The organism is Hymenobacter latericoloratus, from assembly GCF_014199535.1.
In the GTDB taxonomy this organism is placed as follows: Bacteria; Bacteroidota; Bacteroidia; order Cytophagales; family Hymenobacteraceae; genus Hymenobacter; species Hymenobacter latericoloratus.
The window spans coordinates 1,115,643-1,131,630 of record NZ_JACHNV010000002.1 but is presented as its reverse complement, the minus strand read 5'-3'; the positions used below and the strand labels follow the sequence as shown (position 1 = coordinate 1,131,630).

General features: G+C 58.3%; 11 protein-coding genes. 3 read left to right on the top strand and 8 right to left on the bottom strand.

What is annotated here, in order from left to right:
• Positions 1-138 precede the first annotated feature (138 nt).
• Together murA and GGU46_RS10380 are read left to right on the top strand one after the other, a co-directional pair.
• Positions 139-1,443 carry a UDP-N-acetylglucosamine 1-carboxyvinyltransferase gene (gene murA / locus GGU46_RS10385; protein ID WP_183403436.1) on the top strand — a complete coding sequence of 435 codons (1,305 nt, stop codon included), beginning with the start codon at positions 139-141 and terminating at the stop codon, positions 1,441-1,443.
• Positions 1,444-1,629: 186 nt separating this feature from the next.
• Entirely contained in the window at positions 1,630-2,394 is a 765-nt protein-coding gene (locus tag GGU46_RS10380) for a DUF4349 domain-containing protein (protein ID WP_183403435.1), read from the top strand.
• Positions 2,395-2,472: 78 nt separating this feature from the next.
• Here GGU46_RS10380 and GGU46_RS10375 read toward each other — a convergent pair whose 3' ends face one another.
• The 8 genes from GGU46_RS10375 to GGU46_RS10340 all read right to left on the bottom strand — a co-directional run bounded on the left by GGU46_RS10375 (position 2,473) and on the right by GGU46_RS10340 (position 13,079).
• Positions 2,473-2,814 carry a phage holin family protein gene (locus GGU46_RS10375; protein WP_183403434.1) on the bottom strand — a complete coding sequence of 114 codons (342 nt, stop codon included), beginning with the start codon at positions 2,812-2,814 and terminating at the stop codon, positions 2,473-2,475.
• A 153-nt stretch (positions 2,815-2,967) separates the two neighbouring features.
• Positions 2,968-4,059 (bottom strand): agmatinase family protein, encoded by a 1,092-nt coding sequence (locus GGU46_RS10370; RefSeq protein WP_183403433.1) that lies wholly within the window; start codon positions 4,057-4,059, stop codon positions 2,968-2,970.
• Between the two features lie 138 nt (positions 4,060-4,197).
• The gene (locus GGU46_RS10365; RefSeq protein WP_246398812.1) at positions 4,198-4,836 is read right to left on the bottom strand and encodes a chemotaxis protein CheC; all 639 of its coding nucleotides are present in this window, start codon (positions 4,834-4,836) and stop codon (positions 4,198-4,200) included.
• Between the two features lie 60 nt (positions 4,837-4,896).
• Positions 4,897-6,528, bottom strand: coding sequence for a chemotaxis protein CheA (locus GGU46_RS10360; protein ID WP_183403432.1), 1,632 nt, complete (start codon positions 6,526-6,528; stop codon positions 4,897-4,899).
• Complete coding sequence (locus tag GGU46_RS10355) at positions 6,525-7,328, bottom strand: CheB methylesterase domain-containing protein (RefSeq protein ID WP_246398904.1); 804 nt, start codon at positions 7,326-7,328, stop codon at positions 6,525-6,527. The genes GGU46_RS10360 and GGU46_RS10355 overlap by 4 nt, the downstream gene beginning before the upstream one ends.
• 344 nt (positions 7,329-7,672) lie before the next feature.
• The gene (locus GGU46_RS10350) at positions 7,673-8,065 is read right to left on the bottom strand and encodes a response regulator (RefSeq protein ID WP_139922716.1); all 393 of its coding nucleotides are present in this window, start codon (positions 8,063-8,065) and stop codon (positions 7,673-7,675) included.
• Positions 8,066-8,111: 46 nt separating this feature from the next.
• Positions 8,112-8,639, bottom strand: a complete 528-nt coding sequence (locus GGU46_RS10345) for a chemotaxis protein CheW (protein WP_183403430.1) — start codon at positions 8,637-8,639, stop codon at positions 8,112-8,114.
• A gap of 69 nt (positions 8,640-8,708) precedes the next feature.
• Complete coding sequence (locus tag GGU46_RS10340) at positions 8,709-13,079, bottom strand: HAMP domain-containing protein (RefSeq protein WP_183403429.1); 4,371 nt, start codon at positions 13,077-13,079, stop codon at positions 8,709-8,711.
• 332 nt (positions 13,080-13,411) lie between these two features.
• On the opposite strand from GGU46_RS10340, the gene topA reads away from it, so the two are divergent.
• Entirely contained in the window at positions 13,412-15,877 is a 2,466-nt protein-coding gene (gene topA / locus GGU46_RS10335; RefSeq protein ID WP_183403428.1) for a type I DNA topoisomerase, read from the top strand.
• Positions 15,878-15,988 lie beyond the last annotated feature (111 nt).

The window sequence follows — 15,988 nt, the reverse complement described above, 5'->3', positions numbered from 1 at the left end:
TTCTGGCTGTTAGCTGATGGCTCTTAGCTGTTAGCTTTCTGCTTTTGTAGTCGGGAGCCAGGTTATTCTCCTGACACTTTTTTTCTTCTGAACATCAAGCTAACAGCTAATAGCCATCAGCTAGTAGCTCCTCACAACATGGCCTCTTTTGAAGTGATTGGCGGTAAGCCGCTGAAAGGTGAAATCGTGCCCCAGGGCGCTAAAAACGAAGCCCTCCAGATTCTGTGCGCGGTGTTGCTCACGGATGAGCAGGTGACGATTTCCAACATCCCTGACATCCGCGACGTCAATAAGCTCATTGAGCTGCTGCGCGACATGGGCGTGAAGGTGGGCAAGCTGTCGAATGACACCTACCGCTTCCAGGCTGATGATGTGCACCTGGACTACCTCGATACGCCCGAGTTCGTGGCCCAGGCCGGTGCTTTGCGCGGCTCCGTCATGATTCTGGGCCCGATGCTGGCCCGCTTCGGCAAGTGCCAGCTGCCCAAGCCCGGTGGCGACAAAATCGGACGCCGGCCCATGGATACCCACTTCCTGGGCCTGGAAAAGCTGGGCGGCAAGCTCACCCTAGAAGGCAACGACTTTTACCGCATCAACACCGAAGGCCGCCTGCGCGGCGCGTACATGCTGCTGGATGAGGCTTCGGTAACGGGTACGGCCAACATTGTAATGGGCGCGGTACTGGCCGAAGGCACTACCACCATCTACAACGCGGCCTGCGAGCCGTATCTGCAGCAGCTGTGCAAGATACTGGTGCGCATGGGCGCCAAAATCAACGGCATCGGCTCCAACCTGCTCACCATTGAAGGGGTAGAGCGCCTGGGCGGCACTGAGCACCGCATGCTGCCCGATATGATTGAAATCGGTTCATTCATTGGCCTGGCCGCCATGACAGGTTCGGAAATCACCATTAAAGACTGTCAGATTCCGGAGCTGGGCCTGATTCCGGACACATTCCGCAAGCTGGGTATTCAGCTGGAGTTCCGTGGCGACGATATTTTCGTGCCCGCCCAGGACCACTACGAAATTGCTACCTACCTCGATGGCAGCATCCTGACCATTTCGGACCACACCTGGCCCGGCCTCACGCCCGACCTGCTGAGCGTGCTGCTGGTGGTGGCTACCCAGGCCAAAGGCACGGTGCTCATTCACCAGAAGATGTTTGAGTCGCGTTTGTTCTTCGTGGACAAGCTCATCGACATGGGCGCCCAAATCATTCTCTGCGACCCGCACCGCGCCACCGTCATCGGCCTCGATAAGCGCACCCAGCTGCACGGCATCACCATGACGTCGCCCGATATCCGGGCGGGGGTAGCCCTGCTGATTGCGGCCCTCTCGGCCAACGGCCGGAGCGTAATTGAAAACGTGGAGCAGATCGACCGGGGCTACCAGAACATTGATAAGCGTCTGACGGCGCTGGGCGCGCAGATTCGTCGTCTGTAGCCTCCCCGGCTCATTTAAGCCACTACCTATTCCGCCGCCTGGTTTCGAAAGAAGCCGGGCGGTTTTGTTTAGTCTGTCCCCTACCCCATGGCACAGGGCCAGGCCGGTGGGTTACGTTCTGGCCCGGCCTGTATAAACCAGCAGAAGCTGCGCAGCTTTTTCATCCACCATCTTTGTGTCTTTCCGATGAAAAAATATGTGCGTCTGCTCCCGCTGCTGGGGCTGATGCTGACGGGGTGCGCCCAGTCAGCCGAGCAGGAAGTTTTCCCAAGCCAAGAGGTGGCTTCCACGGCCTCCGTTTCTGCCGCTTCCACCACCGCTACTGCGGAAAGTACGGCTGATGTGCCGTTGGCCCGGCTATGGCGGGTAGCGGGCCACCCGGTTATCTACCAGGGAACGATGGAGCTGGAAGTAGCTGATTTCGCGGCTGCATCCGCCCGCCTGGATACGGCCCTTGCGCGCCGGGGCGCCTACCTCACCAGCGCCCTCGAAACCACCGATTCGGACCGGCACCAACAGGTGCTGACCATTCGGGTGTCTTCGGCGCAGTTCCTGGCCCTTACCGCCGACCTCACCCGGCTGGGCACGGTACGCAGCAAAGAGCTAACGTCGCGGGATGTTGCCGCTGAGCTAACGAGGCTGCGCGCAGCTGCGCACTCCGCAACCACCGACCCACTTACGGCGCAGACTTCGGCTCAGGAGGCGCAGGCCTTGGCCGAGCAAGCGGCCCTCGCTACTTTACGCCTCACTTATTTTCAACTCCGGCCCGCCCTGGAAACCTCCCCTACCGCCACGCTTGCCCCGCAGTTGCAGGCGGGCCTGTGGTTTGGCTGGCGAGTGGTGGGCGTCGTTCTGATTTTGGCCTGCTACGGCTGGCCCCTCTTGCTTGGCCTGGCGGGCTGGGCACTGCTACGCTGGCGTTGCCGGCACCCTACTCAACTCGTATCGTAAGCAGACTAGCTGTTCTCTCTGACAGCAAAAAGCCCGGACCAGTGCGCTGGCCCGGGCTTCTGGTAAACGTTCACTCTCCTAGCTGCGGTCCGTTACCATGTCAATGACAGAGGTTACCAACGACAGCACAATGCTAAAAATCAGCGCGGAGATAAACCCATCTAGCTTGAAGCCAGCGAGTAGCCAGTCGGCTATCATGACAATAATGGCATTGATAACGAGCAAGAAGAGCCCCAGGGTAAATACCGTAATTGGGAATCCAATAATCTTCAGGATTGGCTTCACTACGGCATTCAGGATGGCCAGCACAATCACCAGAATGAATGCCGTGCTGATGCCATCGATATAAGCCCCAGGCAGAAACTTGGCCAGCACGTAGGTGATGATGGCGCTGAGAATAAATTTGAGGATAAATCCCATTGGACGAGGTAGGGGTTTAGGTGAGAGACAGATTAAGGGAGTTGGGTTCCTTACGCATGGCGCACAAAAAAGTGCGGCAAGTGGTTGAATCCGTTCAACCACTTGCCGCACTTTTTCACGCATACGGGCAAGAGTGAGTGGCGCAGATGGGCTTTATTTCTCCGTAGCCCGGGCCTTCAGACGGCCCTGCGACACGCCCATCCAGTTAGCCATGTGGTACAGCAGCCGGGCGCCCACAATGGCATTCCATTCCGTGTCGCCGGGGGCTACTTCGTTTAGGTCGCAGCCGATGATGGTGCGGCCCGAGCGCACCACCATCCGAATCAGGTACAGCGCCTGCTCAAACTCCAGCCCGCCGGGTACGGGCGTGCCGGTGCCGGGGCACAGCTTGGGGTCCAGCCCGTCGATGTCGAAGCTCAGGTACACCTTGTCGGGCAACTGGGCAATAATTTTCTTGCATTCCTTTTTCCAGGATTTACCGCCCAGCATTTCCGCCTGCAGGAACCGGTCGGCAAACAAGGCTACGCGGCCGTTGCTCTGGTCGATAAATTCGGCCTCCTGTTGGCAGTAGTCCCGGATACCAACCTGCACCAGTTTCTTCACCTGGGGCAGCTTTAGGGCATTGTACATGATGGAGGCGTGCGAAAACTCGAAGCCTTCGTAAGCCGGGCGCAGGTCGCAGTGGGCATCAATCTGCAGTATCCCGAATTCCTGGTGGCGTTCTGCCAGCGCATGGAGGTAGCCCAGCGGCGTGCTATGGTCGCCACCCAGCACTACTACCCCCTTGCCGGCATCAAGCAGAGCGCCGGTCTTGTGCTTTAGCCACTCCAGCAGGGCCTGGCCCCGCTCATTCACACGGGCCGGTACCGCAGAGAAGGTGCCGTGGGTAGCCTCGGGCTCCCCTTCCTCCAGCCAGCCAATGTAGCTCTCAGCAGTAGGGCGCAGCTCCAGGCTCTCGGCCGCAATTTTCTCGTCGGCCTCTTCCATGGCCAGCCCCATTTTCCAGGCATCCGGCAAGTCTGGGTCATATAAGTCAACTTGCAGGGAAGCTGCCCGGATAGCTTCCGGGCCTTCGGCAGTGCCGGCCCGGTAGGACACCGTTACTTCCCAGGGCACAGGTACAATCACCACCTGAGCTTCTTCTGGGGTGAAGGGCAGACCATAGATACCTCCGGCGGTGTCGCCGAGGGCGTTGGGGTCGAAGTTGGCAAGCTTTTGATGTAGCAAAGACGCAGAGTCAGCCATAAACGAAAAAGTTAAAGTGCATGTACGGGCAGGCGCTATAACGGCGGCGGCCCCCGCGCCCAGCTACTACCGCCTTAGAAGCGTGGTAACTGGTATTGGGAGCCGCACTGGCCGCGCCTGATCCGGACGGAAAATTCTCTATGCGCCAGATTGCTGCCCGCCCATGAAATCGTAGGTCCGGATGATTTCAAGGATTTTCTCAAACGTATCCCGGTCGAAGAAAATCATCAGGGGTAGCTCTACGGAGTTATCCTTATCGGAGAACTGGGTAATAACCGAGAAAATCAGCGGCTGCACCATGGGTCGGTCTAACAGCAGGCTATTCAGCGAGTTAGCCATATCCCCGCGCGGATGCGTAGGCGGAGCACCGTAAATACTGGCTTTCAAAATGTTGGCAAGCTGCGTAACCAGGGCCCCCGTAATGATGTTGCTGATTTCCAGTAACAGAGACTCCTGCATCTCGTCGATGCTTGTGGAGTCGGAGGTGTTCATGCGCAGGCACACCCGCGAGAGTCGCTGCACGTGCTGGCCCGAGAAAAACATGAGCGTGGTACCGTTAAACTCGCCCCGGATATCGGATTGAATAATAACGTGGCCAGCCTGCAGGTCGCGCACCTTATCCAGAATGGTTTTCCCCGATACAATATCGAGGTTAGGCACTTCCAGCAACACCTTCTCCTGGGCGACAACCGCGAATGAATCGGCAGCGCGAGCCAAGCCGATATTCAGGATTTCGCGGATGATATCCCGCTCCAGTTCCGTCATGTGCAAATCCATAGGAATCAATTGAAAGGGCTTCCGGCTACTGTCGTCCGCCACAGGTCTGCAATACGTGAGTTACGGTCGTTTGGCCAAGAATAGTCGGGTGAGTGCGGGCACATCAAGCACGAGGCACACCTGCCCGCTACCCAGCAGGGTAACGCCGCCAAACAAGTCAATGGTATCCAGCGGCTTACTCATGGGTTTCACCACAATATCCTGCTGGCGCAAAAACCGGTCGACAATGAGCCCAAGCCGACGGTTGTTGTAGTTAACGATGATGATGTCCTGCCGGCCGCTCAGGTCTGCTTTGGTGGCGGCCGGCAGGGGCCCGTCGCCGTTGTGCAGCAGCCGGCGCAAGGACACTACCGGCACGTTCTCGTCTTGCACCCGGGTGAGCAGCACTCCGCCCACCACGTTGAAATTTTCGGGCAGCAACGACACTACCGAGTCCGTGTGCATGAGCGGAATAGCGTAGTTGCGCTGATCAAGCTGGAACAGCAGAGCGCCCTTCACGGCAATGGAGGTAGGAAGCACCAGCGTGAAGGTGGTGCCCTCTCCCAGCACTGACTCTACGCGCAACTGACCACCCAACGAGTCGATGGCTATTTTTACTACGTCCAGCCCCACACCGCGGCCCGAAATTTCGGTTACCTCCTGGGCCATGGAAAAACCCGGCTCGAAAAGGAAACTACGCACCGCATCTTCGTCGAGGTGAGCGGCAGCTTCGGCCGACACGAGCCCGCGCTCCACGGCTTTGCGCCGCACACTGTTCACATTGATTCCGCGGCCGTCGTCGCGCACCTGAATTAGTACATCGTCCCGCTCCGCCTGAGCCGACAGCGTTAGGTGACCCTGGGCAGTTTTTCCGGCCGCGACGCGCTCCTCCGGCGTTTCCAGGCCGTGGCCGATGGCGTTGCGCACCAAGTGCAGCAATGCATCGGCAATGATCTGCAGGATGTTGCGGTCAATCTGAATGTCTTCCCCGACGATAGTCAGCTCCACGTCTTTTTTCTCCGTGGTGGCTACGTCGCGCACTACCCGCGGGAACTTGCTGAACAACGAGCCGACGCCAACCAGACGTGCGTCCATCACGCTGTACTGCAGCTCATCGGCTATGCGGGAAAGATGGGCGGCGGCAGCCGCCAGGGCCGGATTTCCAATTTCCTGACTGAGAGTAAGCACCCGGTCCCGGTCAATGGTCAGCTCCCCCACCAAGTTCAGCAAGTGGTCCAGCTTACGGATCTGAATGTACACCAAATCCGACAACTCCAGCTTCCGGCTGGCATCTTCGTCATCATCTGAATCCGCATTCAGAATCGGCTCCTCGCCCCGTACCAGCCGGTCCAGGTTTTCCAGCAGCTGCTCTACTTCGGGCAAGTCTTCTCCGGCACCAACTGCGCGCACCATTTCCCCGATGGTGTCAATGCCCGTGAACAGCACCGGCACCACGTAACCGGTAAAAGCCATTTCCCGACTGCGAATCAGCCCGAAAATGGTTTCCATGTGGTGGGCTACCTCCCCAATACCGTTGAAGCCCATGGCGCGGGCATTGGACTTGAGGTTGTGCATGAGCCGGAACAGCTCATTGAGCGCCGGCTCGTCGGAGGGGTTGCGTTCCAGCTCACTGATGTGGCGGCTCATGGCGTCGTAGTACTCCAACGCCTCAGCCATGAAAATCTCGCGGTACTCCTGCTCTCTTGACTTCATCGTGCTTGCACAGGTTGAGAGAGCGCCGAGAAACGGCTAGCGCGGGTAGCCGGTCCTGTGGTGTGTACATAGCGCACGACGAAATCAGCAATGGCTGATAGTGGCAGAACCGCGCTGGCCAAACCAGCATCAATAACCGCTTTGGGCATCCCAAATACCGCCGACGTCGCTTCGTCCTGGGCTATTACTACCCCCTCCTGCTGTCGAATGTAACGTGCGCCTGCTGTTCCATCCTGCCCAAACCCAGTTAGCACAACGCCCAGGATGTTGCGGCCTACTACGCGGGCAGCCGAGTGCATCAATACATCTACGGAAGGCACATCGAGGCTGGTTTCACTTACGAAATCAGTCTGCCAGCCTACCCAGGGGCTGTCCGTTACGGTGCGCACGACTAGGTTGCGGCCGCCAGGAGCCACAAGAACGTGCCCGGCCTTCAGCAGGAGTCCGCTGCTGGCGGCAGTCACGGGCAAGGCTGAAGCCCGACGCAGGCGCTCGACGAGCGTATCCGTAAATAGTTCGGGGAGGTGCACTGCCACCAGTACAGCCCAGGGAAAATCAGGCGGAAGGCCGCGAAGCACGGCTTCTACCGCAGGCGCACCACCAGTCGAACCCCCAATCACTACTACCCCGCGCGGGGGCAAGGGTGCGGCAGGGTGGCGTTCGAAAACGACTCGTTCTGGCTCAACTACTGAGGCAAGCCGGGGTTTTGCCGCCAGCAGCTTACGCCGGACATTATTCCGCCATTCAGGAAGTTCAGCAGGATTTACTGGCAGGTGCGGGATGTAATCATATACTCCCATGCGGGCTACTTCGCGCAACATAGCCGGCAAGGGAGGCCGCATGCTGTAGAGTAGCACGGGCACCGGAAAATATCGTTGGAGTTGCTCTAGCCCTAACAACTGATCTTCCCCTACTAACACCACGCCTGGCTGCAAACGGCGGGCTGCCGTCCGCAGTTCGCTGGCAGTCACAGCCGTGCCCACCACTTCCAGTTCCGGATCGGTGTGTAGTAGCCGCGTAAGCTCCGTGCGCACACTAGTGGGCAGGTTGCCAAGCAGTATAGTGAAAGAATCAGTTGTGAAGGACACGGGAAAAAGGAACTACTGGAAGCAAGCAAAAAGCTACCGTACCGGAAGGTCAGTTGTTACTCCTGCTCAGGGGCAGAAGCAGATGACTCCTGAAGGGCACTACCCACTATTTCCAGCACCTTTTCCTCCGAAAAGGGCTTTACGATATACGCCGTAGCCCCGCTTTCAAGGGCTTCATTGACAATAACTTCCTGCCCGACTGCTGAGCACATCACAACTTTCACCTCGGGCTGTTCCTGACGGATGCCTTTTAACACGTCCAGCCCGGTATTGTCGGGCAGAATTACATCCAGCGTAATCAAATCAGGTTGGGTTGCGGCGGCCATTTCCAACGCTTGCTGCCCATTTGCAGCTTCTCCCACCACCTCATAGCCGGCGTCGGTAAGCATGTTCTTGAGCATCGTGCGCATGTAAAAGGAGTCGTCGACGATGAGGATGCGGTTTTTCATGGAAAGGGAAAATGAGGGAAAACAGAAAGCTGAACGGTACAATGAACTATGCCTTTGTACGGCTGCCGGCAGCGGAAGATTCCGCTTTAGGCTGTAGCTGCATGATTTCGGAGGGGGTGAGCAGCTTCAGCATGTCGAGGACCACCACAATGCGGCCTTCAACTTTGGCAATTCCCTCAATGTATTTATCGTGAATGTTGATGTCTTGGATGAACTCCGGGGCTTTCTCGATGCTGGATACCGGAATTGACAACGGCTGAGGCACTTCGCGCACCATAATACCAATGGTGTACTCCTTGGCCTCAATCGCCATGGTGTAGGACATGGCCGGAAGCTCGGCATTAGCCGGACGTAGGCGGAACCGCTCCTCCAGATCAACAATGGCAATAATATCGCCGCGCAGGTTCGCTATGCCCTTTACAAAGGGCGGCGTTTTGGGCATACGGGCAATTTCGGGGGTAATTGTTACCTCTTTCACTTGCTCGATGCGGATTCCATATTCCTCATCTCCCAGCCGGAATACAATCAGCTGAATGATGGGGTCCTGTTTGACGTTTTTCTCTGAATCAGGCATGCCTGAGCTACTAGTCGTCACCTCCGGCCGCTATAGCTATAGCGGCCGGGGTGCGGTTAGAATGAATACTTACTTGGTTTTCCCTTTACCAGTCCGGGTTTTGGACGGAGCAGGGGCATCGGCCGATGAAGTCTTTTTGCTTCCTTCTTTGCGCTGCGCGCGAGCGGGGGCAGGAGCAACCGTCGTAGGCTGTTCGGTGGTATTGCCGTTTTCCTCGGCGGTTGTGAGAGAAGAGGACGGAGGAACCCGACGTGCCGTTTTGCGGGCGGGGGCCGCCGGAGCCTCTGCGGGGGCCGCAGCTGCGCGCCGGTTGGGGCGGCGCGCAGCGGGAACTGCTGTTGGAGCTGGTGCGGTTGCCCGGCGTAGCATCGAACGCCGACGGATAGGCTCCGGTTCGGGCTCAGGCTCTGCCTCCAGGTCTTCCATGAGCTGGAAGGCCGAGAGGCCCAGCTGCAGGTCATCGGCAATGTCAGTCAGTTTCTGGCTGCTGGTCGTCAGCTCCTGCATACTCGTGGAAAGCTGTTTGGCGGTGCTGGCTACCTGCTGAGTACCGGAGGCCGTTTGCTCGGCAATGGCTACCACCTCTTCCACATACTTTACTACGTCACCAATCGATGTCTTCTGTACTTCGGTGGCCGTGAGAATGTCGCGGGAAGTGCGGAGGGTTTCGCCGCTGCTGGTGGCAATGTTTTTAAAGGCCGAGCTGGCTTCGAACGTGGCGTTCTTGCCTTTGAGTACCCGGCCTTCCATGGTGCTGATAGCCGTGGCCGCCGAGGTCGTATCCTTCTTAACGTCCTCAACCAGGGTAGCAATTTCACTGGCCGACTTGCGGGAGCCTTCGGCCAGCTTGCGGATTTCTTCGGCTACTACCGCGAAACCACGACCGGCTTCCCCGGCGCGGGCCGCTTCGATGGCGGCGTTCAGAGCCAGCAGGTTGGTCTGGGAGGCAATGTCGGTGATAACGCCCAGCGACTTGCTGATTTCCTGGGAACGAGTGCTTAGTACTTCAATGGTTTTGGAGGTCTGGGCGGCAGCCGAGCTAATTTCCTCCATGTTTTTCACCACTTCCGCTACCGTCTTCAGACCCAGCTGCGAGGTTTGCTCCCCAAGGATAGCGGCTTTGATACCCACGTCGGCTTTACCGGCCGTTTCCTTGGTCGCCTGCATAATTTCCTCGATCAGCTTAAAGGCCTGGTCGGTCTTGAGAGCCTGGTTCTGAGCGCCTTCGGCCATCTGCTGCATGGCCAGGGCCACGTCAACGGTTACTCGGCTCATCTCCTGCCCTTTCACCACCATTTCCTCCGACGACTCCCCTACAATCTGCGACGACTCGTTGATTTCGCCGAGCAGCTCGTTGAGGTTGTCCACGGCGAGGTTCAAGGCGTCGGCCATGGCGCGGATGTCGCCGGTGGTTTCGATTTCTACCTGCTGCTGCAGGTCGCCTTCCGAAATGGCCCGTACTACCCGCGACACTTCCAGTACCGGCGAGGCAATGGATTCGATCAGGGCATTCAGGGTGTCCACCAGTTCTTTCCAGGAGCCCGACACGTCGGTTACCGTGGCGCGCTCGGTCAGCTTGCCTTCGCCACCCGCTACGCGAGCCACGCGGCTAACTTCCGAAGCCAGACGGTTCAGGTCGTCCACCATTCGGTTGATGGTTTCGGCCAGGTCGGCTACCTCACCCTTAGCGTCCAGGGTCAGCTTCTGAGTCAAGTCGCCCTGCGATACAGCCGTTACTACCTTCACGATACCGCGTACCTGCGTGGTGAGGTTGGAGGCCATGGTGTTTACCCGGTCGGTCAGCTCTTTCCACACCCCGCTCACGCTGGGTACGTTGGCTTGGCCACCGAGGCGGCCTTCCGTACCTACTTCCAGGGCCACGCGGGTTACCTCGCCCGCAAACACGTTCAGGGAGTCCACCATCACGTTGATGTTGTCCTTGAGGTCGAGCAGCTCGCCTTTAACATCTACCGATACTTTCTGGCTCAGGTCGCCGCGGGCTACGGCGGAGGTTACGTTGGCGATGTCGCGCACCTGGCTCGTGAGCGAGGCGGCCATGGTATTTACGTTGTCCGTCAGGTCTTTCCAGGTACCGCGCACATTGGGCACCACGGCCTGACCGCCAAGGCGGCCTTCCGTGCCTACTTCGCGGGCCACGCGGGTCACTTCGTCGCCGAACGTGTTCAGCGAGTCCACCATCTGGTTCAAGTTCTCTTTCAGCTGCAACAGCTCGCCGCGTACGTTTACCGTCACCTTCTGGCTTAGGTCGCCGCGGGCTACGGCCGTGGCTACGTTGGCAATGTCCCGCACCTGAGAGGTCAGGTTCGAGGCCATCGTATTTACGTTGTCGGTGAGGTCTTTCCAGGTACCCGAAACGCTCGGCACATTGGCCTGGCCGCCCAGAATACCTTCGGTACCTACCTCGCGGGCTACGCGGGTTACCTCGCCAGCAAAGATGTTGAGCGAGTCCACCATCTGATTGAGGATGTTCTTCAGGTCGAGAATCTCGCCTTTTACATCCACCGTCATTTTCTGGGTCAGGTCACCTTTTGCTACGGCCGTGGCCACGTTGGCAATGTCGCGTACCTGCAGCGTCAGGTTCGAGGCCATCGTGTTTACGTTGTCCGTCAGCTCTTTCCAAGTACCCCCTACGCGGGGCACGTTGGCCTGGCCGCCCAGCTTCCCTTCCGTACCTACTTCGCGGGCTACGCGGGTTACTTCGTCACCGAAGATGTTGAGCGAGTCCACCATCTGGTTGAGGATGTTCTTCAGCTCCAGGATTTCTCCCTTCACATCTACGGTCATTTTTTGCGACAAGTCGCCGCGGGCTACGGCGGTAGCTACGTTGGCAATGTCGCGTACCTGAAGCGTCAGGTTCGAGGCCATGTAGTTTACGTTGTCCGTCAGCTCTTTCCACACACCAGCCACGTTCGGCACGCTCGCCTGGCCGCCCAGCTTACCCTCGGTACCTACTTCAAGCGCCACACGGGTTACCTCGCCGGCGAACAGGTTCAGGGAGTCTACCATCTGGTTGAGGTTCTGCTTCAGCTGCAGCAGCTCGCCCTTTACATCCACCGTAATCTTCTGGCTTAGGTCGCCTTTGGCTACGGCGGTAGCTACGTTGGCAATGTCTCGCACCTGCAGGGTCAGGTTCGAGGCCATGTAGTTTACGTTGTCGGTCAGCTCCTTCCATACGCCGGCCACATTCGGTACCACGGCCTGGCCGCCCAGGCGGCCTTCCGTACCTACTTCCTGGGCCACGCGGGTTACCTCCCCGGCGAAGAGGTTGAGCGAGTCCACCATCTGGTTCAGGTTCTGCTTCAGCTGCAGCAGCTCGCCCTTTACATCCACGGTGATTTTCTGGGTCAGGTCGCCTTTCGCTACGGCGGTGGCTACGTTGGCAATGTCGCGTACCTGCAAGGTCAGGTTCGAGGCCATCGTGTTTACGTTATCCGTCAGCTGCTTCCACACGCCGCCTACGTTCGGCACACTGGCTTGGCCGCCGAGCTTACCTTCGGTACCTACCTCCTGGGCCACGCGGGTTACCTCGCCGGCGAACAGGTTCAGGGAGTCCACCATCTGGTTCAGGTTCTGCTTTAGTTGCAGCAGCTCGCCCTTTACGTCCACCGTAATTTTCTGGCTTAGGTCGCCGCGGGCTACGGCGGTGGCTACGTTGGCAATGTCCCGCACCTGAGAGGTCAGGTTCGAGGCCATGTAGTTCACGTTGTCCGTTAGTTCTTTCCAGATACCGCCCACGTTCGGCACGCTCGCCTGGCCGCCCAACTTACCTTCGGTGCCTACTTCTTGCGCCACGCGGGTTACCTCGCCGGCGAACAGGTTGAGGTTGTCGATGGTCTTGTTGATGGTTTCGGCCATCACCTTGAAGTCGCCCGACACCGGAATCTGGAAGGTTTCGTCCAGGTTGCCTTTGCTGATGTTCTTGAGGACCTTGCCTACCTCCAACACCGGTACGGCAATGCTATCTACCAAGCCGTTGATGTTGTTGATCATGTCGCGCCAGAAACCGGCGGCATTGTCGGCGGAGGCACGGGCTTTGAGGTTACCCTCTACCCCGGCCACTTTCGAGATGCGCGACACCTCGCCCCCTACCCCGCCAATCATCTCCACCATGGAGTTGTAGGCCTCGGCTATCTCGGCGAAGATGTCATCGTCCTGCTTGGTCAGGCGCACCGATACGTCCCCCTTCTTAAAGGCGTCGAGAGCGTAGAGCACCCGGTTCAGCTGATCGTTAATATAGTCCGGATCCTGGGTGCTGTAGCCGGCAGTGCTGGCCGTACCCCGTTTGCGGGTATAGTTGTTGGTCTGTGGCAACGAGGTAGCGCCGTCGTTATCGGCGGCAGTTTCCAGGGTTGCTTCTTCAAACGTATCCGGAGCGGCAGGAGCCGGGCGGTTGTTTCTGGGCGTCTTAGCTGATGCCATAAACTAGGTGTGGTAGCGAAACCTGCTTGAAAGCAAGGCGGTGCACTAACAGAACCCCAGATAGCAGGGTTCAGGAACAGGCAAAGGTAGCGAATAGACTTGTCAGCTCACAATTCTTCCCAAAAAGTTACTACTGCCTAATAACTCCCGGATTGTGAACTAATTGCCTTAAACAACGGTACTCACTGCCGGTCATAACGGCCTGCGGCGAGGCTAATATTCTATTGTCAGCGCTGCCAGGCCGGATTATTCCAGCATCTTTGCGGCAAAATTCAACTTTTGCGCTGCACCCGCCGTTTCCTACGAAACAAGCCTAGCGTTTCCCACCCCCTATGGTTAAAAATCTAGTCATCGTCGAATCTCCTGCCAAGGCCAAAACCATCGAGGGCTACCTGGGCAAGGACTTCGTGGTAAAGTCCAGCTTCGGCCACGTCCGCGACTTGCCCAAGGACAATAATGCCATTGATATTGCCAATGGCTTTAAGCCCACCTATGTAGTGTCGGCTGATAAGCGGGAGGTAATCAGCCAGTTGAAGAAGCTTGCCAAGGAAGCAGAAACCGTTTGGCTGGCCAGTGACGATGACCGTGAGGGCGAAGCCATTTCCTGGCACCTGGCTGAAACGTTGAACCTCAACGACGAGAAGACGCGGCGCATTGTGTTCCGCGAAATCACGAAGAACGCTATTCTCAATGCCATTGCCACGCCCCGGGAAATTGACCTGAACCTGGTGAATGCCCAGCAGGCCCGCCGCGTACTCGACCGTCTCGTGGGCTTCGAGCTGAGCCCGGTGCTCTGGAAAAAAGTAAAGACTGGCCTGTCGGCTGGGCGGGTGCAGTCGGTGGCCGTGCGGCTGGTGGTAGAGCGGGAACGGGAAATCAGCCAGTTCAAGACGTCCTCGGCCTACCGCGTAGTAGCTCGCTTCGATGCGGGCCGGGGCGCCGTGTTGGAGGCCGAGCTTCCTACCCGCTTTAAGACCCGCGAAGAGGCCGAAGCCTTCCTCGCCCGGTGCGTGGGGGCAGCTTACCGCATTGAGAACCTGGAGAAGAAGCCCGGTAAACGCAGCCCGGCGCCGCCTTTTACTACCTCTACCCTGCAGCAGGAAGCCTCGCGCAAGCTGGGCTTCTCGGTGGCTCAGACTATGAGCGTGGCCCAGAAGCTGTACGAAGCGGGCAAGATCAGCTACATGCGGACAGACTCCGTGAACCTGTCGCAGGATGCGCTGGGCGCCGCCAAGGAAGCCATTACGGCCGCCTACGGTGCGGAGTACGCCCACACCCGGCAGTTCAAAACCAAGTCGGCCTCGGCCCAGGAAGCCCACGAAGCCATCCGCCCCACCGACTTCGCGCTGGTAAAGGCGGGCTCCGATTCGCAGGAGCAGCGCCTCTACGACCTGATCCGGAAGCGTGCCCTGGCCTCGCAAATGGCCGACGCCGTGATTGAGCGCACGGTGGCTACCATTGGCATCAGCACCCAGCCCGGCACTACTCTCACCGCTACCGGCGAGGTCATCACGTTTGAAGGTTTTCTGAAGGCTTACGCCGAAAGCAAGGATGACGAAGAGCAAGACGGCGAATCGTCGTTTTCGCGAGGGCTGCCGCCCCTGAGCGTAGGCCAGGAGCTGCCCCTGCAGCAGCTGCGCGCCACGGAGCGCTACGCCACGCCGCCCGCCCGCTACACCGAGGCCTCGCTGGTGAAAAAGCTGGAAGAAATGGGTATTGGCCGTCCTTCCACCTATGCACCCACCATCAGCACCATTCAGAAGCGCGGCTACGTGGAAAAGGACTCGCGCGAAGGCAAAGAGCGTAAATTCCATGTGCTGACGCTGGACGGTGCCGAGGTGAAAACGGAGGTAAAAACCGAAACCTACGGCGCCGATAAGGCCAAGCTTTTCCCTACCGACACGGCCATGGTAGTTAACGACTTCCTGGTGGAGCATTTCCCGGTAATCGTTGATTATCAGTTCACGGCGAAGGTGGAGGACGAGTTTGACCGCATTGCCGACGGGCAGGAGCAGTGGACCGATATGCTGGCTGGTTTCTATGGCACTTTCCATGAAACTGTGGAGCGTGGCCAGGACATTGAGCGCAGCACCCTGGGCAGCAACCGTGAAATCGGGACTCACCCCGAAACCGGGCAGAAAATCACGGCGCGGCTGGGTCGTTTCGGGCCTTACGTACAGATTGAGCCGAAGGAAGGCTCGGAAGAAAAGGCGGTGTACGCCAGCCTGCGCAAGGGCCAGTTTATTGAGAGCATCACCCTGGAAGAGGCCCTGGACCTGTTCAAGCTGCCGCGCATTGTGGGCCAGTTTGAGGACAAGGATATGACTGCCGCCCTCGGCCGGTTTGGTCCTTATATCCGCCACGACAGCAAGTTCTACTCCTTAACTAAGGAGCAGGACCCGCACACCATCACGGCCCAGGAAGCCATTGACCTGATTGAGGCCAAGCGCAAAGCCGATGCCGAACGCCTGATTAAGGAGTTCCCCGAGAACCCCGACGTGCAGGTGCTGAATGGCCGCTTCGGGCCCTACATTGTGGCGGGCAAGAAGAATGTAAAGATTCCGAAGGGCGAGGACCCGGCCGGCCTGACCCTGGAGCGCTGCCTGGAGCTGGCGGAGGCTACCCCCGACAAGCCGGCCAAAGGGGGCCGCTTTGCGAAGAAGGCAGCACCTGAAGCTGCTGAAAAGGCCGATACCCCGGCTAAGAAAACGGCCGCTAAAAAACCCGCCGCTAAAAAGCCAGCGGCGAAAAAGGCAACCAGCACTACCGCTAAAAAAGCAACCGGCAAGGCCAAATAACCTGAATCCTGATTTTCTTGAAAGAAGGCTCACCTACAGCAGGTGGGCCTTTTTATTTTGCGCATACACCCAATATCAGCTAGTCTAACCCGTTATATTAGCTCTACTTAA

Bases quoted from the DNA above. Each gene is read 5' to 3' on its own strand.
- GGU46_RS10340 (WP_183403429.1), bottom strand. From the start codon at position 13,079: ATGGCATCAGCTAAGACGCCCAGAAACAACCGCCCGGCTCCTGCCGCT.
- GGU46_RS10365 (WP_246398812.1), bottom strand. From the start codon at position 4,836: ATGGATTTGCACATGACGGAACTGGAGCGGGATATCATCCGCGAAATC.
- topA (WP_183403428.1), top strand. From the start codon at position 13,412: ATGGTTAAAAATCTAGTCATCGTCGAATCTCCTGCCAAGGCCAAAACC.
- GGU46_RS10360 (WP_183403432.1), bottom strand. From the start codon at position 6,528: ATGAAGTCAAGAGAGCAGGAGTACCGCGAGATTTTCATGGCTGAGGCG.
- GGU46_RS10345 (WP_183403430.1), bottom strand. From the start codon at position 8,639: ATGCCTGATTCAGAGAAAAACGTCAAACAGGACCCCATCATTCAGCTG.
- GGU46_RS10375 (WP_183403434.1), bottom strand. From the start codon at position 2,814: ATGGGATTTATCCTCAAATTTATTCTCAGCGCCATCATCACCTACGTG.
- GGU46_RS10355 (WP_246398904.1), bottom strand. From the start codon at position 7,328: ATGGGAGTATATGATTACATCCCGCACCTGCCAGTAAATCCTGCTGAA.
- GGU46_RS10370 (WP_183403433.1), bottom strand. From the start codon at position 4,059: ATGGCTGACTCTGCGTCTTTGCTACATCAAAAGCTTGCCAACTTCGAC.
- GGU46_RS10380 (WP_183403435.1), top strand. From the start codon at position 1,630: ATGAAAAAATATGTGCGTCTGCTCCCGCTGCTGGGGCTGATGCTGACG.
- murA (WP_183403436.1), top strand. From the start codon at position 139: ATGGCCTCTTTTGAAGTGATTGGCGGTAAGCCGCTGAAAGGTGAAATC.
- GGU46_RS10350 (WP_139922716.1), bottom strand. From the start codon at position 8,065: ATGAAAAACCGCATCCTCATCGTCGACGACTCCTTTTACATGCGCACG.